Source organism: Pseudooceanicola sp. NS-SX9, assembly GCF_057380705.1.
This window is the reverse complement of the sequence record NZ_CM170818.1, coordinates 3,029,280-3,053,395: the sequence shown is the minus strand read 5'-3', so window position 1 is coordinate 3,053,395 and position 24,116 is coordinate 3,029,280. Positions and strand designations below refer to the sequence as shown.

The following is a 24,116-nucleotide window of genomic DNA, read 5'->3' as shown; positions in this document are numbered from 1 at the left end:
TCCCCGGCCCCTTCATTTCAAAGGGGGGTGACATGGCAGCAGCGCTTCTGTCCCGGGGGGCACGGGCATGACCGCGGAAACGCCGCGGCAGGATGACCTGCAAACCTCTTCCATGTCGCAATCCCTGCAAGGCACGCCCCGCAGCGCCGCCCCCGCCGCCCCTTCGGTCGAGGCCCGCCAGCCCGACCAGCCGCCCGGCGCCGTCGCGGCCGCCCGTGCCGCGCGCCTGAAAGAGCTGCTGGCCGATTACCAGCCCACCCCCGGCGTCCCGGACGAGCTGATGGACGAGGCGGGCAGCATCCGCCCGGTCTGGAAGCCCTTCCTGGACCGCCTGGCGCGGCTGTCGCCGGACGAGGTGGCCCTGTCGCAGGCCCGCGGCACCCAGTACCTGCGCGATGCGGGGGTGTTCTTTCGCCACTACGGCCCCGATGCCCACGAGGAACGCGAATGGCCGCTGTCGCACCTGCCGCTGCTGATCGCCGAGGCCGAATGGCAGACGATCTCGGCGGGGCTGATCGAGCGCGCCGACCTGCTGGAACGGATGATGGCCGATTTCTACGGGCCCGGGCAACTGGTGGAACAGGGGCTGGTCCCGCCGGAACTGCTGGCCGCGAACCCCGAATGGCTGCGCCCGATGGTGGGGGTGGCGCCGAAATCGGGCCATTACCTGCATATGGTGGCCTTCGACATCGGCCGTGGTCCGAATGGCAAGTGGTGGGTGCTGGGGGATCGCGCGCAGGCGCCCTCGGGGGCGGGGTTCGCGCTGGAAACCCGCATGGCGACCTCGCGCAGCTTTCCCGACATCATCTCGGACAGCCATGTGGCGCGGCTGGCGGGGTTCTTCCGCGCCTTCCGCGATGCGCTGCTGGGCCTGCGCGACAATGACGGCAGCCGGGTCACCATCCTGACCCCGGGCCCGATGAACGACACCTATTTCGAACACGCCTATATCGCGCGCTACCTGGGCTTTTTGCTGGTCCAGGGCGAGGATCTGGTGGTTCGGGGCGGCAAGCTGATGGTGCAGACCGTGGGCGGGCTGTCACCGGTCTCGGTGCTGTGGCGCAGGCTCGACAGTGGCTGGTTGGACCCGCTGGAGCTGAACGAGGATTCGCAGCTGGGCACCCCGGGTATCCTGGGGGCGATCCGGGCGGGCAACCTGACCATGGTCAACGCCCCCGGCTCCGGCGTGCTGGAGGCCCGCGCGCTGATGGCCTATATCCCGCGGATCGCCCGCGAATGGCTGGGCCGCGATCTGGCCATTCCCAACATCGCCACCTGGTGGTGCGGCGCCGAGGAGGCCCGCGATTACGTCAAGGCCAACGCGGGCCGGATGACCATCGACCGGGCGCTGTCGAACCGGCTGCCTTTCGATCACGGCCCCGACGTGGTGATCGCCGGCGAAACCCGCCGCGGCAAGCCCTTTGATCCTGCCATGATCGACGAGGCCTCAGGCCGCCTGGCCGCGCAGGAGATCGTCTCGCTGTCCACGGCCCCCGCCTTCACCCCCGAGGGCCGGCTGGAGCCCCGCCCGGTGTCGCTGCGCGTCATCCTGGCGCGCGGGGCCGAGGGCTGGCAGGTCATGCAGGGCGGCTTTGCGCGCATCGGGCCTGCGGATGCCTCGGCCGATATCTCGGTGCAGAAGGGGGGCTCGGTTTCCGATGTCTGGGTGGTCTGCCCCGAAGAGCCCGAGGACGACACGCTGCTGTCGAAATCGACGCCCCGCCATGTCACCCCGCAGCTGGGGGCGCTGCCGACGCGGGCGGCGGACAACCTGTTCTGGCTGGGCCGCTATTCCGAACGGGTCGAGCAGAAATTCCGCCTGCTGCGCGCCTGGCACCTGCGGCTGGCGGAAAGCGGGCGCACCGACCTGCCGCTGATGGAGTTGCTGTCGACGACGCTGGGCACGATGAACCTGGACACGGCGCAGTGTTTCCCCGACGGGCTGCGCTATGACATCCAGGCGGCGCTGACCAGTGCCGGCAACATCCGCGACCGGTTCTCGACCGACGGGTGGAACGCGCTGACCGACCTGCAGCGCAGCGCCCAGCGGATCGGGCCCCGGCTGCGGCCCGGCGATGATGCGGCGCGCGCCATGTCGGTGTTCCTGCGCAAGATTTCCGGCTTCTCGGGGCTGGTGCATGACAACATGTACCATGGCGCGGGCTGGCGGTTCCTCAGCCTGGGGCGGGCGGTCGAACGCGCCTCTGGCAATGCGCTGATGTTGCAGGTCTTTACCCATCCGACCGCCGCCGAGGGCGCCCTGGGCATCGCCATCGAGGCGGGCGATGCGGTGATGACCCACCGCCACCGCTTTCCCAGCGTCACCTCGCGCGAAAGCGTCCTGAGCCTGCTGCTGCTGGACCCGGAAAACCCGCGCTCGGTGCTGGCCCAGTGCCGCGAGATGCTGCGCCAGCTCGATGGCCTGGAACGGATGGGAGAGGCGGGGCTGCATCCCCACATGACCCCCATCCGCCGCGAGGTCCTGCGCCTTGATACCGATCTGGCCATCGCCCAGCCCGAAGAGATCGACATCGAACGCCTGCAGGATATCGTGGCGGCGACCATGCGGCTGTCGGGCCTGCTGGCCGAGACCTACCTGAGGTAACATGCTCTACGATATCCGTCTGCGCATCGCCTATGAATACCAGGCCCCGGCGGATGTGGGCCGCCACATCCTGCGGCTGATGCCGCGCGACATTCCTGGGCTGCAACGGGTGCACCATGCCTCGCTGCGGCTCGATCCCGCGCCGCCGGAAAAGCTGTGCCGGGTGGATTTCTTCGGCAACGAATGCACCGAGGTCACCTATGGCGTGCCGCTGTCGGAAACCCGCTTCGAGATGAACGCCCGGGTCGAGCGGCTGGAACAGGACCTGGGGCTGGACGTGTCGCCCGACCGCACCCGCTTCGAGGCCGAGCTGGCCGGGCATCCCTCGGTTCTGGGGGATGCGCCGCAGAACTACCTGTATGGCTCGCCCCGGGTGGGGGTGCATCGCGCGGTGTCGGACTGGGCGGCCAAGGTGGCGCGGCGGGCGGAAACGGCGCTGTCGGCGGCCGAGGCCGTCAGCCTGGCCCTGCACGAGCGGATGACCTTCGATGCCACCGCCACGCTGGTCGATACCCCGCTGGAAGAGGCGTTTCACCTGAAACGCGGGGTCTGCCAGGATTTCACCCATATCGCGATCTGCGCGCTGCGCTCGCTGGGGATCCCGGCGGGCTATGTCTCGGGGTTCCTGCGGACCCTGCCGCCCGAGGGGCAGGAGCGCCTGGAAGGCGCCGATGCGATGCACGCCTGGGTGCGTGCCTGGTGCGGCCAGGACATGGGCTGGGTCGAGTTCGACCCGACCAACGCGATCCGCGCGGGCCAGGACCACATCGTCATCGGCTACGGGCGCGACTACTTCGACGTGGCCCCGGTGAAGGGCGCGCTGCGCATCGCCGGCGGTCAGAGCAGTTCGCAGGCGGTGGACGTGGTGGCGGTCGACTGAGGCGCCGCTGCGCCGGGGTGGTTCAGGCGCTGCCGCGTTGAGGGCGGAAGGCGTTGTCGCCCGGGGCTGGTTCAGGTGCTGCCGCGCCGGGGGGCGGGCAGGCGCCGCCGCCCGGGTGGTTCAGGCGCTGCCGTGCCGGGGGCAGGCAGGTGCTGCCGCCCGGATGGTTCAGGCGCTGCCGCGTCGGGGGCGGGCAGGTGCTGCCGCCCGGATGGTTCAGGCGTTGCGGCCCGGGGCGCGCGCGGTCTCAGCTCGCGGCCTTGTAGGTGCGCGCGTACATGGCGCGCAGATGTTCTTCCACCGTGATGGGGGGATATTTGGCGGTTTCCTCTCCGACCAGACAGGTGGGGATGCAGGACACTTCGTGCTTTGGATGGCCGGTGTAGAAGAACGGCACCGAATAGCGTTCCCGCCCGGATCGGTTGATCACCCGATGCAGGGTCGAGCGGTAGTGCCCGTTGGTCCAGCGCGCGATCATGTCGCCCAGGTTCACCACATAGGTGCCGGGCAGGGGCGGGGCCTCGATCCATTGGCCGTCCTCTCCCATCACCTGCAGACCGCCGACGCCGCCCTGCAGCAGGATCGTCAGGCCGCCGAAATCGGTATGGGCACCGGCGCCCATCTCGCCTTCGACATCGGGCTGGGCGGGGGGATAATGCAGCAGGCGCAGGGTGCACAGCGGCTGGTCGGTGAAACCTGCGAAATAGTCCTCGGGCAGGTCCAGCGACAGGGCAAGGCCGCGCATCAGCGTGCCGCCCAGCGTTTCCAGCGCCGCGTAATAGGCCATCATGGTGGGGCGAAAGCCCGGCAGGTCGGCGGGCCACTGGTTGGGGCCGTGGTTGAACCAGCCCTGCGCCACGCGGGGATCGCGGGCGGTCAGCTCTTCTCCGATGTAAAAGCCTTCCTTGCGGTCGGGCAGGGCGCCGGGCTGCAGGGTCTGGCCGCCCAGATGTTCATAGCCGCGGTTGCAGGGGGACTGTGCCTTCGACAGCGCATCCTTGGCGGCCTCGGGTTGGTCGAACAGGGCCCGGGACTGGTCCAGCGCGGCCTCGATCAGGCCCTGCGGCACGCCATGGCCCGAGATGTAGAAAAAGCCATGTGCCAGGCAGGCACGGCGGATCTTTTCCGCGACCTGCTGGCGTTCGCCCGCGTCCGAGGACGACAGGCCGGAAATGTCGATGACGGGAAGGGTGGCGGACATGGGGATCTCCTGAGCGGTAGGACGGGCCCGAAGGCCCGCCCGGGTGGCGTCCTGCGCCCTTATTTCTTGCCGAAGTTCGCACCCAGACGCATCTGCATGTAGTCATGCGCGGTCATCGGTTCGTACTTGCCTTCCGGGCCTTCCAGGATCGCATCCTTGTTGGCCTGGGCGAAGTAGGCGATCGAATAGCGCGGGCCCAGATATTCGTCGGGCTTGGGCATCCGCACGCGGTGCAGGTTCGACACCAGCTTGTCATCGGACCAGCGCATCAGCATGTCGCCGATGTTGCAGGTGATGACGCCTGCCAGCGGCGGCACATCGGTCCAGGCAATGGCGCGGCCCTGCGCATCCTTGCCGGGGCACAGTTGCAGCCCGCCCTGACCGGGACGCTGGTGCAGCAGCGTCAGGCAGTCGTAATCGGTATGCGCACCGGCGCGCCAGAACTTGAAGTCCTCGGGCTTGGCGTCTTCCATGCCAAGGTAGTGGATCAGCCGGACGGTGGACTGGTATTCCTCGCTTTCGGGATCGTGGCGTTCGGTGAAGAAGTCGCTCTGCAGGCCCAGCTTGTCGGCAAAGCACGACAGCACCTTCATCGCCAGCGCCCAGTTGTGGCGTTCGAAGGCCATCAGGGAGGGGCGGAACATCGGCACTTCGGTCCCGGTGGGCCAGAGCGTCTTCATCCGCGGCAGGGTGATCTGGTAGCTTTCCTTGTTGTCAGGCGTCCCGGTCGAGGGGCGCACCTGGGCCTTGTATTCCCAGCCCGCATTGGTGCCCGGCAGCATCGGATACTGGGCCTTGGTGTCATGCGGCAGGGCAAAGAACTGGCCGGACAGGAAGAAGGCCTCGTCGATCAGGTCCTGCGGGACGCCGTGGTTCTTCAACTGAAAAAAGCCGATCTCGGTCGCGGCCTTCCACAGTTCCTCGGTGATCTCGGCCTTGCGGTTGAAATAGTCGGACATGTCGATGATCGGGATCTCTCGATCCACCGTCTCGCCCATGCCGCCAAAGCCCTTTTCCTTGTTCAGTTCCGTCAGTGCGTAATCGTTCATGGTGTTGCTCCTGAGAGGGGGAGAGCAATGACCCACGCATCGCTGCGCTGCCCGCTTATGCTCGGGGGGTACCTCATGCGGGTTCCGCGACAGCCGCGGCGCGCTGCATGAGGGATCGGGTGACGCGGGTGGCATCCTGGCCCAGCTGGCCGAGGTCCAGTCCCGAAAGCTTGCCGTCGCGCAGGATGGGGCGCCCGCCGACAAGGGAATGTTTCACGACAGAGGCGCCGGTGATCACCGGCGCCAGCGCCGGATCGTGCAGCCCCATGTTGCGCGGCGCCGACAGGTCGATGATCGCGATATCCGCCGCCATGCCCGGCGCCAGCGTGCCGCATTTCGGCAGGCCCAGCACCTTGGCGCCCCCGGCCGAGGCCCAGTGCAGGATCTCTTCGGCGCGCAGGCTTTCGACGCCCTTGGTGGCGCGGTGCAGGGTGAAGGCGGAATGCATGACGATGCCCATGTCGGCGGCCTCGTTCGCGCCGGCGCCGTCGACACCCATGGACACGGTGCCGCCCAGCCGGTGCAGCGCATCCGCCGGTGCCACGCCCGATCCCAGCCGCGCATTGGCATTGGGGCAATGCGCCATGCCGGTGCCGGTCTGGGCCAGCAGCTCGATCTCAAAGGGTTCCAGATCCACCAGATGGGCGAACCAGACATCCTCGCCCAGCCAGTCGAGGCCCGCCAGCCACTCGACCGGGCGCTTGCCGAAATTGGCCAGCGTATGGGCGGCGTAATTGCCGTTTTCCGACAGGTGGCAGTGAAGGCGCAGACCATGGGCGCGGGCAAAGGCCGCGATCTGCGGCAGTTCCTCGGGCGTCATGTTGAAATTGGGGGTGGTGGGGGCCACCGCCACCCGGGTCATCGCCAGATCCGAGGGATCGTGCCATTTCGCCGCCGTCGCGGCGATGCTTTCCATCATCTGCTCCAGCGGTTCGCAGGGGGCAGGGGGGATGGCGGGATCATGATAGGCGCGGCCCCGCGTCATGCCGCCGCGTGCCAGCACGAAGCGCACGCCCATCCGGGCGGCCTCCTGGAACAGCACCTCGGAGGGGTCGAAATCGTAGCGATCCGAATAGACGTAGTGGTGGTCGCAGACGGTGGTGGCGCCGCTCAGGACCAGTTCGGCCAGGCCGATGCGGGCGGCGATGCGGAAGGTGTCCTCGTCCAGCAGCGGCCAGAGGCGGTAGGGCACCTGCATCAGCCACAGGTCCAGCGCCGCGTTCATGGCCGCCGGAACAGCCTTCATCACCGACTGGAACAGGTGGTGGTGGGTGTTCACCAGCCCCGGGATCACCGCGCATCCGGCGGCATCCAGGACCTCTTCGCCGGGACGGGCGCTCAGCGCGCCCATCTCGGTGATCAGGCCGCCTTCGATGCGGATCGCGCCGCTGAAGCGTTCACCGGCGCCCAGCCGACCCGTCAGGGCGTCACGGATGTTGGTGATCAGCATCAGCGGCGTTCCTTGGGCAGCGACCAGGGGAACAGCAGCCGCTGCGTCTGGTTGACGATCTGGAACAGCGCCAGCGACATCACCAGCAGGATCCCCAGACCCGCCCAGGCCTGCGGCAGCTTGAACATCGAGGTCGAGAACTGGATGAAATAGCCGATCCCGGCCTGGGCTGCGACGAATTCGGCCACCACCGCGCCCACCACCGACAGCGTGATGGAAATCTTCAGCCCCGAGAAGATGTAGGGCGTCGCATAGGGCAGGCGGATCTGGCTGATCTCGCGCCAGATGGGGGCACGCAGGGAGCGCGACAGCTCGATCAGTTCCGGCGGCGTGGCCATCAGGCCGGTGGTCATCGACACCACCAGCGGGAAGAACGAGATCATGAAAGTGATCACCACGCGCGGCAGGTCATCGGTGCCCAGCACCACGATGATGATCGGGGCCACGGCGACGATCGGCACCGACTGGATCACCACCAGCAGCGGATAAAGCGCCCGGCTGAGCAGCCGCGATTTCGCCAGCCCCACCGCGATCGGCAGCGACACGATGATCGACACGACATAGCCCATCAGCGCGACGCGCAGCGTGGCCCAGACATGTTCCACCCAGCGGCCGGGCGGGATGGCCGAGAACCCGTCGAGGATGCGCAGCGGCGAGGGCAGCACGAAGCTGGGAACGTTGAACAGCCAGGTGCCGCCCTGCCACAAGATCAGGATCAGCACGAAGGTCAGCAGCGGCAGCACGACCGGCGTGCGGATCAGCCATTCGCTGAGGGTCATGCGCGGCAGCTGCGGCGGTTTCGGCGCCTTGGGGGCGGGGGCGGCGTTCGGGGTCACATCGGCGGGGGCGGACATCAGGCGACTTCCTCCTTGATCAGAAGCGAGCGCAGGTGGGCCATGTATTCCTGCATCTCGGGGCTGCGCAGGCTGCTTTCGTCGCGCGGACGGCCCAGCGGCACCTTCATGTCGGCGATCACCCGGCCGGGGCGGCCCGACATGACCACCACGCGGTCGGCCAGGATCACCGCCTCGGGGATCGAGTGGGTGATGAACAGCACCGTCTTCGGGCTGGCCTGCCAGATCCGCAGCAGCTCGAACCCCATGGCGTCGCGGGTCAGCGCGTCCAGCGCACTGAAGGGTTCGTCCATCAGCAGGATGTCGGGGTTCAGGAACAGGGCGCGGGCGATGCCGACGCGCTGCTGCATCCCGCCCGACAGTTCCGAGGGCAGGCGGTTCTCGAACCCCGCCAGGCCGCAGGTCGCAAGGATCTTGCGGGCATGGTCGCGGTCCTCCTTCGAGACCCGGCCGCGCTTGTGCCGGGCCGGGAACACGACATTGTCGAGCACCGTCGCCCAGGGCAGCAGCGTGGCCTGCTGAAAGACGATGCCGATGTCGTCGCGCGGCTCGGTCACGGGATGGCCGAAGACCGACACCGTGCCCTCGGTCGCCTTCATCAGCCCCGAGGTCAGCCGCAGCAGCGTGGACTTGCCGCAGCCCGAGGGGCCCAGAACGGCAACGAATTCGTGGCGGCCCAGCGTCACGTCGACGCCCGAAAGCGCCGTCAGCGGGCCATTGTCGGTCAGGAAGGTCATGCCGACGTCGGCAAACCGGATCGCGTCCTGGTCGATGTTCATGGTCTTCTCCTCCTTGGGATCCCCCGCCCGCGGCGGGGCGGGGGCCTTCGGATCATTCCGGCAGATAGCTGCGGTCGACGGCGGTTTCGGGATCCAGGCTTTCGGGATCCAGGCCCTGGGCTTCGGCGACGCGCGCCCAGGTGCTGGCGACGCGGGTCTTGTCGAGGGCCCCCAGCCCATCCGTCTTGGTGGTGGCGTTGAAGATCAGCTTCGAGGTGTCTTCCCACATGGATTTCACGTCATCTACGGTCAGCTCGGGGACCATGGCGACGACATCGGCGGCGGCCTTGTCGGGATTGGCCTGGGCGAATTCCAGCGACTTCTTGAAGGCGGCGACAAAGCGCTTGGTGCGCTCGGGATCGGCCTTGGCATAGTCGGTATTGGCGACCAGCGCGGCGGAATAGGTCTCAAGCCCCGCTTCGGCCCAGGGCAGGATCACCAGCTCCTTGCCGGCTTCCTTGGCCTGCGCGGTGTAGCGCGACACGTTGGTCAGCCAGGCGATGGCGACATCCTGCTGGCCGGTGAACATCAGCGGCCCCAGGGCGCCCGGATCGGCCTTGGTCAGCTTGATGTCGGCATCGCTCAGGCCGTTGGCCTTCAGGATCAGCGGCAGCAGCACGTTCGACGAGGTGAACGGAGAGGTCACGACCTTCTTGCCCTTCACGTCCTTGATCGAGGTGATGCCCTTGTCCTTGGTGGTGAAGAAGGCGTCGGGGGGCATGTTGTAGATCGACATGATCGCCTCGACGGGGACGTTTTCGGTGGCCTTGGCGGCCATCACCCCGTCCATCCCGGCGGATCCGAACTGCGCGACGCCCGTCGACAGCTTGGTGATCGCCTCGGACGAGCCGCGGCTGGCCGAGATGGTCACGTCAAAGCCCGCGTCCTTGCAGAACCCTTCCTGCACGCAGACATAGATCGGGGCCTTGTCGCCGCCCGGCAGCCAGTCCAGCTGGAAGGTGATGGCATCGGCGGCGAAGCTGGGCGAGGCCAGCGAGGCGATCAGCGCGGAAGCCGCGCAAAGGCGTTTCATGTCAGTTCTTCCCTGTTGTCTCGTGATCAAGGCTTCCCCGGCGCCCGGGCCCAAAGGCGGCATCCGTCCCGATGCGCCGGCTGGCGCAGGATGCAAGGGCGGTATCGGGGGAAGTGAGCATATCGCGAAAGTCCTCTGTCCATCTGACCGGATTACCCCAGGGTCCGATGAGCAATGTCCTTGCCCCGTGAGGCCTACCGCTTCTACTCGGCTTCCTGTGTAGCGACGGGCGCCGGGGCAGGGCGACGGTCTAGCGCAAACAGGGCCGTGAAAATCGGCAGTTCGGCTTTGATTGCCTATTTTTGTCGCAATTAGCTCTTAATCCGCCTGTAAAATGGGCTGAATTGCAGGGAAATGCCCCCCGGTTGGGCGGAATCGCCCTTGTCAGCTGCCCGGGGTCGGGGGGACATGCCGGGGCCAGGCCGGGCATCTTCCCGGCAGGCAGCGGCAGTCAGAAGGAGACCTCAGATGCCGATTTCCCCCGAACGCGACCTGGAGCTGCTGCGGCGCACCATCGAGATCGCCCGCGAGGGCCGTGCCCGCGGCGACCATCCCTTTGGCGCGCTGCTTGCGGGCCCGGACGGAGAGATCCTGCTGGAGGCGATGAACACCTGCGGCACCAGACATGATTCCACCGGTCACGCGGAACGCAACCTGATGACCGAGGCCTCGATGACATATGCGCCCGATTTCCTGCGTGGCTGCACCATGTACACCTCGGCCGAGCCCTGCGTGATGTGCGCCGGATCGGTCTACTGGGCGGGCGTTGGCCGGGTGGTCCACGGCATGAGCGAGGCCGACCTGAAGGCGCTGATCGGCCCCGACCCCGAGAACCTGACGATGGATCTGCCCTGCCGCACCGTCTTTGCTGCCGGCCAGCGCCCGGTCGAGGTCGTGGGGCCGCTGCTGAGCGCGGAAAGCGCCGTCGTCCACGAGGGCTTCTGGGTCGGTCTGGCCTGAGGCGTGGCACCGCTGCCCGAAGGCGGGGGCGGTGCCGCCCATCCGCCCAAAGTCGCGGGGGCGCACGGGATGTCTTCTCTCTGGCGGATCGCGGGTCTAGGCTGCGCGGCGAACCACACTGACGCGCGGTCCACCGGGCCGCACGCATCCAGCCGGAGCTGACCCCATGACCGATCTGTCCAACTCGCTTGTCGCGGCGGACCTTGCCTATTCGCTGCATCCCTACACCAATGCCCGCGCGCACGAGGCACAGGGGCCGATGATCATCACCCGCGGCGAGGGGATCCATGTCTGGGACAGCAACGGCAAGCAGTATATCGAAGGCATGGCGGGCCTGTGGTCCGTCGCCGTCGGCTTTTCCGAACCGCGCCTGAAGGCGGCCGCGCTCGCCCAGATGGACGAGCTGCCCTATTACCACACCTTCACCTCGAAGGCGACGGCGCCGCAGATCCGCCTGGCCGAGAAGCTGGTCGAGATGACGCCCGATCACCTGACCAAGGTGTTCTTCGCCAACTCGGGCTCCGAGGCCAACGATACCGTCATCAAGATGGTGTGGTATCTGAACAACGCGCTTGGCCGCCCCGCCAAGAAAAAGTTCCTGGCGCGCAACAAGGCCTATCACGGCGTCACCGTCGCCTCGGCCTCGCTGACGGGCCTGCCGGGCAACCACAAGGATTTCGACCTGCCGGCGATCCCGGTCACCCATCTGACCACGCCGCACTACTGGCGTTTCGGTGCCGAGGGCGAGACCGAGGCCCAGTTCACCGCCCGCCTGCTGCAGGAGATCGAGGACACCATCCAGGCCGAGGGCCCCGAAACCATCGCCGCCTTCATCGGCGAACCGGTGATGGGCGCCGGCGGGGTGATCCTGCCGCCCGAGGGCTATTGGGAAGGCGTCGCGGCGATCTGCAAGAAATACGACATCCTGCTGGTCGCGGACGAGGTCATCAACGGCTTCGGCCGTCTGGGCACCACCTTCGGCTGCGAGAAATACGGCTTTGCGCCCGACATCCTGGTGCTGTCGAAGCAGATCAGCTCGTCCTACATGCCGCTGGCGGCGATCGTGATCACCGATGCGGTCTATGATGCCATTGCCGACAACTCGGCCAAGCTGGGCTCGTTCGGGCATGGCTTTACCGGGTCGGGCCATCCGGTTGCGACCGCCGTGGGCCTGGAGAACCTGAAGATCATCGAGGAACGCGACCTGGTGGGCAATGCCGCCCGCGTCGGGCCGGTGATGCAGGCGGAGCTGGCCAGGCTGGCCGATCACCCGCTGGTCGGCGAGGTGCGCGGCACCGGTCTGATCGCCGCGGTCGAGATGGTCGCCGACAAGGCCAGCAAGGCCTCGTTCGATCCGGCGCTGAAGCTGGGCGCCAAGGCGGCCGAATTCTGCAATGCCGAGGGGCTGATCACCCGGGCGATCGGCGATTCCATCGCGCTGTGCCCGCCGCTGATCGTCACCGAATCCGACGTGATCGAGATCGTCGCCCGTCTGGGCCGTGCCCTTGATGCGACTCTGGCCTGGGCAAAGGCCGAAGGTGTGATCTGAAAGCCGCATTTGGTCGGATGTGCAAGGGTGGGCCGCGATCTTCGGGATCGCGGCCTGTTACATTTCTGAAATGTGATGCGACGTGAGATGGGCCCGCAGCGGGAAAGCCGTGAATGCAACACGCGCTCTGGCGGAAATCGGCCTATTCTGGCCGCCCGGACGGCGGGACCCCACTGGTGCGAAGGACCCTCTTGGCAATATTTTGCGCAGTCCCAACTTACCGGAATCACTCCGTTAATCCCTGTCTTTCCTGATCAGAGCAACAATGTTCCGTCGTCGTCCCTGAACCAATGCCATCACGTTCGCGTTCCTCTCGCGGTTTCTGGGCGGTCCGCCGCCGCAAGCCGCCTATCGGATTGCCGACCCACGTCTTTGGAACAAATCTGTCACAGGCCTCCCTGCCGGACGATATGAAGCACTCGAGGAAAGCACATGCACCGAATTGACCTGCCCGCCCGGACCTCCCAGCCGGGGCAGCGTTCAAACCAGACCTGCCGCCCGCTGGCGTCTCCGTCGCGCCGCCGGCTGCTGCGCCATCTGGCGGGCTCTTCGGCGCTTCTGGTGATCGGCGTGCCGGCCCTGGCCGATGACGCCGCCGCGCCTGCCGCCGATGCCCCTGCCCAGCCCGCCGATGCGGCGCCCCAGCCGCAGGTGCCCGCCAAGCAGCCCTTCAGCTTTGACTGGCTGACCCAGCAGATGCAGCAGCTTTCGACGCAGCCGCCGCGCAAGCAGCAGGCGACCCAGGGCTTCCTGAGCAAGCTCGACTACGACAGCTACCAGCGCATCCAGTTCGACCCCGCGAAAGCCCGCTGGCAGGACGAGGGGCAGGAATTCCGCGTGCTGGCCTATCAGCTGGGCTGGCTCTACAAGATCCCGGTCGAGCTTTACGAGGTCGTCGACGGCCAGGCCACGCCCATGGTCTTCAACACCACGGATTTCATCTACCACAAGCCCCTCAACGTCGACATTCCCGACAACTTCGCCATGCCGGGCGTTGCGGGCTTCCGTCTGAATGCGCAGCTCAACAGTGCCGCCAAGTTCGACGAGCTGGTGGCCTTCCTGGGCGCGTCCTATTTCCGCGCGCTTGGCCGGGGCAACCGCTACGGGCTGTCGGCGCGTGGCCTGGCCGTCAATACCGGCCTCTCGGGCACCGAGGAATTCCCCCGCTTCACCGCCTTCTGGCTGGAGCGCCCCGCCCCCGGCCAGCCGGTGGCGCGCGTCTATGCCTCGCTGGAAAGCGAAAGCTGCACCGGGGCCTATGCCTTTACCATCCGGCCGGGCGAGACCACGGTGATCGACGTCACCGCCAAGCTGTTCACCCGCAACGACATCCAGCAGGTGGGCATCGCGCCGCTGACCTCGATGTTCCTGTTCGGGGGCCCGGATGTGGGCCATTACGACGATTTCCGCCCCGGCGTGCATGACAGCGACGCGCTGATCCTGCAGACCGGCGCCGACGAGACCTTCTTCCGGCCGCTGAAGAACCCGCCGCGGCTGGCCACCTCTTACCTCTGGGCGATGAATCCGAAGAAATTCGGGCTGATCCAGCGCAACCGCAAGTTCGAGGACTACCTCGATGCGCAGGCGCGCTACGATCTGCGCCCCTCGCTGACCATCGAGCCGCGTGGCGACTGGGGCGAGGGCAACGTTTGCCTGGTGGAAATCCCATCGGACCAGGAAGGCAACGACAACATCGTCGCCTTCTGGGTCCCAAAGGACAAGTTCGTCAAAGGCGCAAGCTACGACCTGTCCTACCGGATGGCCTGGGGCATGTCCCCCGGCTCCGAAAATCATGAGCTTGCGCAAGTCATCCGTACGCGGTCCGGCCATGCCGGGGTTGCGGGCAGTGCACCGGCAAAAGGCCGCCGAAAGTTCGTCATCGATTTCGTTGGCGGGCTGATGGCGGAACTTCCGGCCGACGCGACGGTTAAACCCGAGATCGAGGTCTCCGGCGGCAAGGTTACAGAGGCCATCGTGTCGTCCCTGGAAGGGCAGGGCACGTGGCGTCTGGCGATCGATGTCGACTCCCCCGGGGACGATATCATGGAAATCAAGGCAAGTTTGACCGGTTACGGGCGCCGGTTGAGCGAGACTTGGGTGTATCAATGGATGAAGGAGTGAAAATCGTCATGAGTTTCGACCTGAGCATCAAGAACGAACCGAAGGAAATCTCGGCCTACGAGGCCAGCGCCTGGGAACCGCCCCTTGCGCCCCTCGAGATGCCGCGCCAGCAGCTTGAGGCTGCGCCGCGCACCGAGACCCGCGGTGGCCTGCTGGCCCGCGCCTTCTCTTTCCTGCACCTCGCCTGATCGTTCCTGAGCTGCTGCTGCCACGCTGATCGCGCCCCGATCTCCCATCGGGACGCGTTCTTTCTTCCCCCAGGGCCTGTCACTGCCAGGCCATGCCCCAGGGAGCCCGAGATGCGCTTCGACCCCACCCCCCTGTACCGCGTTGCCGCGATCCTGTTTGCCATCGTTGCCGCCGTCACCGCGACCGTGCTTCTTGCCGAGGCCGCGGTCGAGGACGGGCTGGATGTCTGGGACGTGGTGCGGGCCTTCCTGATCTTCGTGACCACCGCCTGGCTGTCCTGGGGTGCCGCGATGGCGCTTCTGGGGCTGGCGCCGCGGCCGAAGGGCTATGGCCGGGCCGACCGTTTCGTGTTCCGCAACGGCGATCCGACGGTGGTGCTGGTGCCGATCTGCAACGAGGACCCGGTGGCCACCTTCGCCCGCATCGCGGCGATGGACCGCTCGATCCGGGCGGCGGGGGTGACATCGGACATCGCCGTGCTGTCGGACACCCGCGACGAGACGAACTTCAACGCCGAACGCGCCGCCTTCGCGCGCCTGCTTGAGGAAACCAACGGCGCCGGGCGGATCTACTACCGCCGCCGGCAGGACAATCGCGGCCGCAAGGCCGGCAATATCGAGGACTTCATCCGCAATTCGGGCGGGGCCTACGAATTTGCCGTGATCCTGGATGCCGATAGCCTGATGGAAGGCACCACCATCCGCCAGATGGTCGCCCAGATGCAGGCCGACCCCAGGATGGGCCTGCTGCAGACGCTGCCGAAGATCACCGGCTCCAGCTCGCTGTTCGGGCGGGCCCAGCAGTTCGCCGCCAGCTTCTTCAGTCCGGTGTTCTCGCGCGGGCTGGCGCGGATGCAGGGCAAGACCGGGCCGTTCTGGGGCCACAATGCGATCATCCGCGTCAAGGCCTTTGCCGAAAGCTGCGCGCTGCCGCCGCTGGCGGGCAACCCGCCCTTCGGCGGTCATATCCTGTCGCATGACTATGTCGAGGCGGCGCTGCTGGCGCGGGCGGGCTGGACGGTCAAGGTCGACGAGACCATCGAAGGGTCCTACGAGGAAGGCCCCGACAACATTCTGGCCTTTGCCAAGCGCGACCGCCGTTGGTGCCAGGGCAACCTGCAGCACATCCGCCTGCTGACCGCGCCGGGCCTGCGCCCCTGGTCGCGCTTCGTCTTCGTGCAGGGCATCTTCGCCTATATCGTGTCGCTGATCTGGGGGCTGTTCCTGATCGCCTCGGTGATCGCGACGATCATGGCCCCGGCGCCGGACTACTTCCCCGAACCCTACCAGCTGTTCCCCGTCTTCCCCTCGGACCGGACGCAGCAGATCATTGCCCTGGGCATCGGGATCTTCGGCCTGCTGGTGGTGCCGAAGCTGGCGATCCTGGGGATCTCGGCGGCCTCGGGGCGGGGCCGGGCCTATGGCGGCGCGGGCAAGCTGGCGGCCTCGGTGCTGATCGAGCTGCTGCTGTCGTCGCTGATGGCGCCGGTCATGCTGATGTACCAGTCCAAGGCCGTCCTGCAGGTGCTGTCGGGCCGCGACGGCGGCTGGCCTGCCAACCAGCGCGGCGAGGGGCGCCTGTCGCTGGCCGAGGGGTTCGCCGCCACCGCCTGGATCCAGGTCTTCGGCGCGCTGGCGCTGGCGCTGGTGTGGTACATCGCCCCCGAGCTGCTGATCTGGATGCTGCCCGTCGGCATCCCGATGCTGATCGCGCCCTGGATCATCTCCTGGTCGTCGCAGCCCATCGGCCGCAGCCTGTTCCTGACCCCCGAAGAGGTCGCCCCGACCGAGATCGTGACCAGTTACCGCGCCATTCACGCCCGCTGGACCGGCGAGGCTGCCCAGCCCGCCCCCACCCCGGTCGAACAGCCGGCCACCGCCTGAACCGGACGGCCCGCCGGGTCCCCTCGTCCCGCACGGGTCTGAACGCCCCTGTCCCGCCCGCCGGGGCAGGGGCGTTTGCTGCTGCAGGGACAGGCCACGGGCCGGTGACGTTTCGTCACGTCTGCGCGACGCGCTGCCGCCGCGATCCGCTTGCACCGGCAGGCGGGGCCGCGCAATCTGCCGGCGCCGGGCCTGCCCGGTGGTTTCCAAGATCGAAGGACGCATGCCATGTCGACGCCGCTTTTCATCCAGGTGCGCTGCACGCCGGGCCTCACCTACAAGGTGGCCGAGGCGCTGGCGCTGCGCGAATTCCACTCGGAACTCTACTCGACTTCCGGGGAATTCGACCTTCTGATCAAGGTCTACCCCCCCGAGGGTTCGGATGTCGGCCATTTCGTCAACCAGTGCTTTGCCGGTATCCCGGGGGTCGAACGCACCCTGACGACGCTGACCTTCAAGGCGTTCTGAGCCCCCGGCCCGGGTGGGGCGAGGGCAAGGGCGGGCTCGCGCAAAGCTGATCCTTTTGGTAGGGTATGCGCTTGACGGCTTTCCGGCATCGGTCTAGCCCCGGGGCAGGATCCGCGCGCGGCGCGGGCGCCCCTGCTACCCGGAGAGAACCATGCCCTTGTCCGAAGTGTCCCGTTCCGTGCTGAGCCGCCGCAGGGTGCTGATGGGGGGGGCGGCGCTGCCGCTGGCTCTGGCCCTGAGTGGCCCGGCGCGCGCTGCCGATGCGATCACGCTGCAGACCGCCAAGGGCGCGCTGACGCTGAAGGCCGTGCCGCAGTCGCTGGTGGTGCTGGATGTGGCCGCGATCGACACGCTGGCGGCGCTTGAGGTGCCGATGGCGGGGATCTCGACCCCGGTCTACGTGGATTTCCTGGAGGACGCGGTCAGCGGCGTGCCTTCGGTCGGAACGATGTTCGATGCCGATCTGGAAAAGATCGCGGCGCTGCGCCCCGACCTGATCATCACCGGCCTGCGCGCCGAGGCGCAGGACGACACCCTCAAACGCATCGCACCGGTCGCCGACATGAGCATCGGCGATGATGCCGTGGCTGATGGGCTGGCCCGCCTGCACGCCTATGCGGCGCTCTTTGGCAAGCAGGATCAGGCCGAGTCGCTGGCCTCGCTGCTGGATGCGACGATCGCGGACACCAAGGACCAGGTGGCCAAGTCGGGCGGCAAGGTGATGATCCTGCTGACCAACGGGCCCAAGGTCACGGCCTTCGGGGCTGACAGCCGCTTTGGCTGGATCAACAAGGCCCTCGCCTGGCCCGAGGCCACCGATGTCGCCAAGGCCTCGCGCCATGGCGAACCGGTGTCCTTCGAATATATTGCCCAGGCCAACCCGGACACGCTGCTGGTGATCGACCGGGGCACCACCGTGGGCGAGGGGGCGCAATCGGCCGCCCAGACCCTGAACAACCCGCTGGTCCAGGGCACCACCGCCTGGAAGACCAAGCGCGTCGTCTACCTGTCGACCCCCGAGGCCTACGTGGCCGCCGGCGGCATCCAGTCGCTGATGGTGAGCTTCGGCCAGATCGCCGAGGCGCTGAAGGAGGCGCAGTCCTGATCTCGCTGCGCTGGTCCTTCGCGCTGGTCCTGCTGGCGGCGCTGTCGCTTGCCTCGCTGATGATCGGCGCGGTTCCCGTGGGCCTGCGCGATGTCTTCACCGACCCCGAGGCCCACAAGGTGCTGGTCGTCTCGCGCATTCCGCGCACGCTGGCGGCGCTGCTGGCGGGGGGCGCGCTGGCGGTTTGTGGCCAGGTCATGCAGATCCTGGCCCGCAACCGCTTCGTCGAGCCGATGACCGCGGGCGCGGGGCAAAGCGCCGCCCTGGGCATTCTGATCGCCGCGCTGCTTTTCCCGGCGACCGCGATCTGGGCCAAGATGGGGATTGCCGCGATCACCACGCTGATCGGCACCGGCGGCCTGCTGCTGCTGATCCGGCCGCTGCCGCCGACCCAGCCGCTGCTGGTGCCTCTGGTGGCGCTGGTCTACGGCGGGGTGATCGGCGCCTTCGTCACCTATTTCGCCTATCAGGGTGACATGATGCAGTTCATCGGCACCTGGCTGACCGGCGAGCTGTCGGGGGTGCTGCAGGGCCGGTACGAGCTGCTTTGGGCGGCGGCGGCCGCTGCCGGGGTCACCTGGTTCATCGCTGACCGCATCACTGTTCTAAGTCTGGGCGAGGACGCCGCCCGCGGCCTTGGCCTGAACGTCGGGCTGATCACCGCGGCGGGGCTGGCGGCGATTTCCGTCACCACCGCGCTGGTCGTCGTGACGCTGGGGGCGATCCCCTTCGTCGGGCTGGTCATTCCCAACATCGTCGCCCGGCGGATGGGCGACAACCTGCGCCGGGCGCTGCCGGTGGCGGCCTATTCCGGCGCCCTTCTGGTGCTGGCGGGCGACATCCTGGGCCGCGTCCTGCGCGCCCCGTTCGAGATCCCCGTCGCGACCGTCGTGGGCCTTGCCGGTGCGCTGGCCTTCCTGGTCCTGCTTTATAGCGAGCCGCGCCATGGGTAGGAGGCTGGCAGGTCTGGCCGCGCTTCTGGTCGTGGTCTCGGGGCTTTACATGTTCGTGGGGGCGGAAGGGTCCTGGGGCTTTCTGCTGCCGTTCCGCGCGCAGAAGCTGGGGGCGATGCTGCTGGTGGGCACCTGCCTGTCGGTGGCGACCGTCCTGTTCCAGACCATCACCGCGAACCGCATCCTGACGCCCTCGGTCATGGGGTTCGATGCGCTTTATATCCTGGTGCTGACCAGCGTGGTGCATCTGTTCGGCTCGGCGGGCTTTGCGGCGATCCCTTCGGTGGTGCTGTTTGCGATCAACGTCACCGGCATGACCCTGCTGGGGCTCTTGCTGTTCACCCTGCTGCGGCGCGGCGCGCGCGGCGACATGATGCGGCTGGTGCTGACCGGCATCATCCTGGGCATCCTGCTGCGCTCGGTCACCGAATTCCTGCAACGCATGATCGACCCGGCGGAATTTTCCGTCGTGCAGGCGATCAGCTTTGCCCGCTTCACCACCGTCGACCCAAAGCTGCTGGGGCTGACCGCTGCCGTCACCCTGCCGGTGCTGGTGCTGGCCTGGCGGATGCGCGCGCGCCTTGACGTGCTGGCCCTGGGCGAGGTGCCTGCAACGGGCCTGGGCGAACGTCCCGCCCGTGGCCAGGCCCAGGCGCTGGTGCTGATCTGCCTGCTGGTCGCGGCCGCCACCGCCCTTGTCGGCCCGATGTCGGGCGGCGGCGGGGGGCCTGCGAACTTCTTCGGCCTGATCGCCACCGCCATCGCCCATGCCCTGACCCCCACCGAACGCCACGCCACGCTGATCCCGTCCTCGGCGCTGACCGGCTGCATCCTGCTGGTCGCGGGCCAGACCGTGATGGAGCGTTTCCTGAACCTGACCACCCCCCTCACCGTGGTGATCGAGCTTCTGGGCGGGCTGCTGTTCCTCTTCCTTCTGGTGAAACGGAGACGCGCATGATCCGGATCCGCGGCGTGCACCATGCGATCGGCAAGGCCCGGATCCTGCATGGCATCGACCTTGATATCCCCAAGGGCGGCATCACCGCGCTCATTGGCCCCAATGGCGCGGGCAAGTCGACGCTGTTGTCGCTGGTCGCGCGCCTGGCGCCGCTGAAACAGGGCGAAATCACCGTGGACAGGCTGAAGATCGGCGCCTGTTCCGACCGCGAGCTGGCCAAGGTGCTGGCGATCATGGCGCAAAGCACCCATGTCTCGGCCCGGCTGAGGGTGCGTGAACTGGTGGGCTTTGGCCGCTATCCCTGGCACCAGGGCCGCCCTGGCGCCCGCGATCACGCCCTGACCCAGGCCGCCCTTGAACGCTTCGACCTGCTGCCCATCGCCGATCGCTTTCTGGACGAGGTGTCGGGCGGGCAGCGCCAGCGGGCCTTCGTGGCCATGGCCTTTGCCCAGGACACCGACTACCTGCTGCTGGACGAGCCGCTCAACAACCTCGACATTGCGGGCGCGCGCAGCCTGATGCGCCTGCTGAGAGAGATGGCGGACAGGGACGGCAAGACCATCGTCATCGTGCTGCACGACATCAACTATGCCAGCGCCTTTGCCGACCGGATCGTGGCGCTGAAGGACGGCCGCGTCGCCGCCCAGGGCACGCCCGCGCAGATCGTCGATACCGCGCTCTTGCGCGACGTCTTTGGCACCGATGCCGAGATTTCCCTGATCGGCGGTCGGCCGCAGGTCCTGGTCTGATCCCGCATCCCTGTGCTTGCAGCGCTGCCGCCGGGAAATCCCGGTTCATAGTTGACTGCTTTGGTCAGTTATTCTAGGTCTGCGCTGGAACGCCAGCCAACGCGCCCCTTTCCCGGATTTCTCGGCGCTGCCAGCTTCCCTCGTCAGAGGCCGAAGTGCGATCAAGTGGCACTTTGGCCGGGGTTTTCCCGACAGATCGTTCGAGCGGCCGCGCTTTCGCGCCGCCCCGAGGCAGTGATGGAGTTCGAGATGGCAGCACAAAGCCTGGCACATCGTGTGGTACTGGGCCTTGCGGCCGCAACGGCCCTGGCCCTTCCGCTGGCAGCGCAGGACGCCGCCGTGGTGACCGAAGCGCCGGGTCAGTCCATGCCCGCGGCGCATCAAGAAAGCGACGGGGCTCCGGCCGTGACCGCCACGAGGGATGCCGTGCAGAGCCAGACCGCAGGGGACGCCCCCGCCGCTTCCGCAGATGGTACGGATGGGCAAAACGGTTCCGTCGTCGTCCCGGACGGAAAAATCACGACTGACGCTACGGCGCCCATGGCGACCTCTGCGGCCGATGATCCGAACGCGGTCGAACCCGAAGCCACCACCGGTGAAACCCCGACCTTCACCACCACCCCCGACTTCAAGCCCGCGCCGCCCCAGGGCACGATCGCGGCCGCGCTGCAGCGCACCACCGATTTCCTGGTCACCGGCGGCCCGTCGATTTGGGCCATCGCGGCGCTGTCGGTGGTCACCGTGGCGCTGATCCTGTGGAAGATCTGGCGACTGCTGGCCGATGGTGCCTGGTCGCGCCGGGCGTCGCGCCGGGCCGTCGAATCCTGGGAAAAGGGCGATGCGCAGGGCGCGCTGGCCCTGATCCAGAACCGCCACGGGCTGCGCTCGACGCTGGTGCGTCAGGCCATGCGCGCCCGGCTGGGGCTGGATGAAACCGCCGCCCGCGAGGAAACCGCGCGCGTGGCGAAGAAGCTGCTGGCCTCGCAGGGGGTGGCGCTGCGGGCACTGGAACTGATCTCGACCATCGCGCCGCTGCTGGGCCTTCTGGGCACGGTGATGGGGATGATCTCGGCCTTCCAGACGCTGCAGGAAGCGGGCTCCAACGCCGATCCCTCGATGCTGGCAGGCGGCATCTGGGAGGCGCTGCTGACCACCGCCGCCGGCATGGCGGTGGCGATCCCCGCATCGGCCGCGCTGACCTGGTTCGAGGCCGTGCTGGAAAACCTGCGCACCGACCTGGAGGACCTGGCCGCCCGCATCTTCGTGGCCGAGATCCCCGGCGAGGGGCTGGGCCGCGCCTCGGCTTCCGTGACCAAGCTCGCGGCGCAGTAAGGCGCGGAACGGCCCGAGATGAGCTTTATCGATCAACCGCCGCGGCCCCGCCGCAAGCCCTCGCTCACGCCGATGATCGACGTGGTGTTCCTGCTGCTGGTGTTCTTCATGCTGGCCTCGCGCTTTGGCACCGACCAGGTGCTGCCGCTGCCGCTGGCCTCGGGCGGGCAGGGATACGAGGGGCCGCCGCGGCTGGTTGACGTGCTGCCCGAAGGGCTGAAGGTGAATGGCGTCGAGACCGCTTCTGCCGATCTGGACGCAAAGATGCAGGCGCTGACCGACAAGCCCCAGGATACCATCATCCTGCGCGGCCAGGATGGCGCCAAACTGCAGCGGGTGGTGGACGTCGCGGGGCAGTTGCGTGCCGCGGGCTTTACCTCGCTGGTGCTGGTGGAGTGATCCGATGTCGATGATGAACTTCACGCCGCCGCCGCGCCGGCCGCGGGCGGAATCCATCGTGCCGATGATCAACGTGGTGTTCCTGCTGCTGATCTTCTTCCTGATGACCTCCAAGCTGTCACCGGCCGAACCCTTCAAGGTGACGCCGCCCCATGCCGCCGAAGGGACCGAGGCCGAGGGCACGCAGATCCTCTACGTTTCGTCCGAGGGCAAGCTGGGCTACATGGGCGACGAGGGCGATGCCGCCATCGCGGCCTTTGTCGCCGCCGCCAGGGACAGTGCCCACACGCCGCAACTGCGCGCCGATGGCCAGGCAGATGCCGAGGCCGTGGCCCATGTGCTGTCGCAGCTGACCGCAGACGGGCTGTCGAAGGTGGCCCTGGTGGTGGCGCCGCAATGACCCGCACGATGCCCAAGCGCCTGGCCGAGGCCGCCGTCTTCACCGCGCTGGCCGTGGGGCTGCACGTGGCCATCGCGATCCGCCTGCCGGATCAGGACACCGGTGCCGATGCCGGCGGGCAGGGGGGCGATGCGCTGGTGTCGCTGAAGGGCGCGCCGCCCGGCACCATCGCCATGGTCCAGCAATGGGAAACCCCGCCCGATCCCGCGCAGGTGGTCGACCAGGTCCAGCCCGACGTGCCGCCGCCGCCCGCCCCGGTGGTCCCGAAGGCCGATACTCCGGCCCCGGCGCTGCCGAAGCTTGACCTGGCCGAGGCCCGCCCCGATACCGTCGCTCTGCCCAAGATCGACACCGAGGTGCCGCCGCCGCCGCAACCCGATCCCAAGCCCGTGGTCGAGGACGCCCCCAAGCCGCAGGACACCGCGCAGGCCGAAACCCCGCCCGACACCGCCGCCCCGGTGGAATCGCAGCGCCCGAAGCCGCGCCCGGTCAAGCTGGCGCCCCGACCCGAGCCGCAACCCAAGCCCGAAAAGGCCCGCCCCGGCCCGGTCACCCAGGCGGCGCGTGCGGGCGGCGAGGGCGGCGTGACCCAACGGGCCGCAGGCCAGGGCGGCAGCGCCCAGGCCGGGCGCTCGGGCGGGACGGTGCGCACCGGCGATGGCGGCCGCGAGGCCAGGCTGGAGGCCGTCTGGGGTGCCAAGATCCGGGGCTGGATCGAACGCCGCAAGCGCTTTCCCGGCGCCATGCGGGGCAATACCGGCCGGGTGGTCGTGCGCCTGACCGTGGCGCGTGACGGCACGCTGCTGGGGTGCAAGGTGATCCGCTCGTCCGGCTTCGCGGCCTTCGATCAGGAGGCGCTGGCGGCCGTGCAGCGCGCCGGGCGGATGCCGCCGGCCCCGGCCGAACTGACCGATCCCAGCTACAGCTTCAACCTGCCGGTCGACTTCAGCTGACCCGATTCTGTTCCCGGAGCGCCCTGAAACGGGCGTTCCGGCCATTTGGCTGCCTAAATTCAGGGCGCTCTCTGCGGTGCGGCATGGTTGTACACCTGTGCTCTGAAAAGCGGCGGCCTTTCGCGGATAGGTTTTTCCTATCCACAACAAATCTCCCGCGTGGCCAAATAACTCCTTTACAGACACCCGGAGCAGCCCCACCATATCTCGTATGAGACGAGGAAATCGTCCCCGTTTCTAGAGCAG

At 67.8% G+C, this 24,116-nt stretch carries 22 protein-coding genes; 16 read left to right on the top strand and 6 right to left on the bottom strand.

The window, feature by feature from the left end:
• The first annotated feature begins 67 nt into the window (after positions 1-67).
• Both AC2ITM_RS14480 and AC2ITM_RS14475 read left to right on the top strand, forming a co-directional pair.
• Entirely contained in the window at positions 68-2,605 is a 2,538-nt protein-coding gene (locus AC2ITM_RS14480) for a circularly permuted type 2 ATP-grasp protein (RefSeq protein WP_486467336.1), read from the top strand.
• 1 nt (position 2,606) lies between these two features.
• Positions 2,607-3,485 (top strand): transglutaminase family protein, encoded by an 879-nt coding sequence (locus AC2ITM_RS14475; protein WP_486467335.1) that lies wholly within the window; start codon positions 2,607-2,609, stop codon positions 3,483-3,485.
• 247 nt (positions 3,486-3,732) lie between these two features.
• Here AC2ITM_RS14475 and AC2ITM_RS14470 read toward each other — a convergent pair whose 3' ends face one another.
• The 6 genes from AC2ITM_RS14470 to AC2ITM_RS14445 all read right to left on the bottom strand — a co-directional run bounded on the left by AC2ITM_RS14470 (position 3,733) and on the right by AC2ITM_RS14445 (position 9,851).
• The gene (locus AC2ITM_RS14470; protein ID WP_486467334.1) at positions 3,733-4,686 is read right to left on the bottom strand and encodes an isopenicillin N synthase family dioxygenase; all 954 of its coding nucleotides are present in this window, start codon (positions 4,684-4,686) and stop codon (positions 3,733-3,735) included.
• 59 nt (positions 4,687-4,745) lie between these two features.
• Positions 4,746-5,735: an isopenicillin N synthase family dioxygenase gene (locus AC2ITM_RS14465; RefSeq protein ID WP_486467333.1), complete on the bottom strand. Its 990-nt coding sequence runs from the start codon at positions 5,733-5,735 to the stop codon at positions 4,746-4,748.
• A gap of 73 nt (positions 5,736-5,808) precedes the next feature.
• The gene (locus AC2ITM_RS14460) at positions 5,809-7,185 is read right to left on the bottom strand and encodes an amidohydrolase family protein (RefSeq protein WP_486467332.1); all 1,377 of its coding nucleotides are present in this window, start codon (positions 7,183-7,185) and stop codon (positions 5,809-5,811) included.
• Complete coding sequence (locus tag AC2ITM_RS14455) at positions 7,185-8,039, bottom strand: ABC transporter permease (protein ID WP_486467331.1); 855 nt, start codon at positions 8,037-8,039, stop codon at positions 7,185-7,187. The genes AC2ITM_RS14460 and AC2ITM_RS14455 overlap by 1 nt, the downstream gene beginning before the upstream one ends.
• Positions 8,039-8,818 (bottom strand): ABC transporter ATP-binding protein, encoded by a 780-nt coding sequence (locus AC2ITM_RS14450; protein ID WP_486467330.1) that lies wholly within the window; start codon positions 8,816-8,818, stop codon positions 8,039-8,041. Before AC2ITM_RS14450 ends, AC2ITM_RS14455 begins: the two co-directional genes overlap by 1 nt.
• Before the next feature lie 52 nt (positions 8,819-8,870).
• Positions 8,871-9,851 (bottom strand): ABC transporter substrate-binding protein, encoded by a 981-nt coding sequence (locus AC2ITM_RS14445; protein WP_486467329.1) that lies wholly within the window; start codon positions 9,849-9,851, stop codon positions 8,871-8,873.
• 468 nt (positions 9,852-10,319) lie between these two features.
• Between AC2ITM_RS14445 and AC2ITM_RS14440 the strand changes: the two genes are divergently transcribed.
• The 14 genes from AC2ITM_RS14440 (at position 10,320) to tolA (ending at position 23,870) form a co-directional block, all read left to right on the top strand.
• Positions 10,320-10,811, top strand: a complete 492-nt coding sequence (locus tag AC2ITM_RS14440; RefSeq protein ID WP_486467328.1) for a nucleoside deaminase — start codon at positions 10,320-10,322, stop codon at positions 10,809-10,811.
• Between the two features lie 166 nt (positions 10,812-10,977).
• Complete coding sequence (locus AC2ITM_RS14435; RefSeq protein WP_486467327.1) at positions 10,978-12,360, top strand: aspartate aminotransferase family protein; 1,383 nt, start codon at positions 10,978-10,980, stop codon at positions 12,358-12,360.
• A gap of 432 nt (positions 12,361-12,792) precedes the next feature.
• Complete coding sequence (locus AC2ITM_RS14430) at positions 12,793-14,481, top strand: OpgD/OpgG family glucan biosynthesis protein (RefSeq protein ID WP_486467326.1); 1,689 nt, start codon at positions 12,793-12,795, stop codon at positions 14,479-14,481.
• 8 nt (positions 14,482-14,489) lie between these two features.
• Positions 14,490-14,669: a hypothetical protein gene (locus AC2ITM_RS14425; RefSeq protein ID WP_486467325.1), complete on the top strand. Its 180-nt coding sequence runs from the start codon at positions 14,490-14,492 to the stop codon at positions 14,667-14,669.
• 111 nt (positions 14,670-14,780) lie between these two features.
• Positions 14,781-16,553, top strand: a complete 1,773-nt coding sequence (gene mdoH, locus AC2ITM_RS14420; RefSeq protein ID WP_486467324.1) for a glucans biosynthesis glucosyltransferase MdoH — start codon at positions 14,781-14,783, stop codon at positions 16,551-16,553.
• A 228-nt stretch (positions 16,554-16,781) separates the two neighbouring features.
• Positions 16,782-17,021 carry an Lrp/AsnC ligand binding domain-containing protein gene (locus tag AC2ITM_RS14415; RefSeq protein WP_486467323.1) on the top strand — a complete coding sequence of 80 codons (240 nt, stop codon included), beginning with the start codon at positions 16,782-16,784 and terminating at the stop codon, positions 17,019-17,021.
• 151 nt (positions 17,022-17,172) lie between these two features.
• Positions 17,173-18,126 carry a siderophore ABC transporter substrate-binding protein gene (locus AC2ITM_RS14410; RefSeq protein WP_486467322.1) on the top strand — a complete coding sequence of 318 codons (954 nt, stop codon included), beginning with the start codon at positions 17,173-17,175 and terminating at the stop codon, positions 18,124-18,126.
• Positions 18,127-18,131: 5 nt separating this feature from the next.
• The gene (locus tag AC2ITM_RS14405; RefSeq protein ID WP_486469442.1) at positions 18,132-19,079 is read left to right on the top strand and encodes an iron chelate uptake ABC transporter family permease subunit; all 948 of its coding nucleotides are present in this window, start codon (positions 18,132-18,134) and stop codon (positions 19,077-19,079) included.
• Positions 19,072-20,037, top strand: coding sequence for an iron chelate uptake ABC transporter family permease subunit (locus AC2ITM_RS14400; protein ID WP_486467321.1), 966 nt, complete (start codon positions 19,072-19,074; stop codon positions 20,035-20,037). The genes AC2ITM_RS14405 and AC2ITM_RS14400 overlap by 8 nt, the downstream gene beginning before the upstream one ends.
• Positions 20,034-20,786: an iron ABC transporter ATP-binding protein gene (locus tag AC2ITM_RS14395; RefSeq protein WP_486467320.1), complete on the top strand. Its 753-nt coding sequence runs from the start codon at positions 20,034-20,036 to the stop codon at positions 20,784-20,786. The genes AC2ITM_RS14400 and AC2ITM_RS14395 overlap by 4 nt, the downstream gene beginning before the upstream one ends.
• Before the next feature lie 540 nt (positions 20,787-21,326).
• A complete protein-coding gene (locus AC2ITM_RS14390) occupies positions 21,327-22,118 on the top strand; it encodes a MotA/TolQ/ExbB proton channel family protein (RefSeq protein ID WP_486467319.1) in 792 nt (263 codons plus the stop codon).
• Between the two features lie 18 nt (positions 22,119-22,136).
• The gene (locus tag AC2ITM_RS14385) at positions 22,137-22,517 is read left to right on the top strand and encodes an ExbD/TolR family protein (protein WP_486467318.1); all 381 of its coding nucleotides are present in this window, start codon (positions 22,137-22,139) and stop codon (positions 22,515-22,517) included.
• 4 nt (positions 22,518-22,521) lie between these two features.
• Positions 22,522-22,917, top strand: coding sequence for an ExbD/TolR family protein (locus AC2ITM_RS14380; RefSeq protein ID WP_486467317.1), 396 nt, complete (start codon positions 22,522-22,524; stop codon positions 22,915-22,917).
• A complete protein-coding gene (gene tolA / locus AC2ITM_RS14375) occupies positions 22,914-23,870 on the top strand; it encodes a cell envelope integrity protein TolA (RefSeq protein WP_486467316.1) in 957 nt (318 codons plus the stop codon). Before AC2ITM_RS14380 ends, tolA begins: the two co-directional genes overlap by 4 nt.
• Positions 23,871-24,116 lie beyond the last annotated feature (246 nt).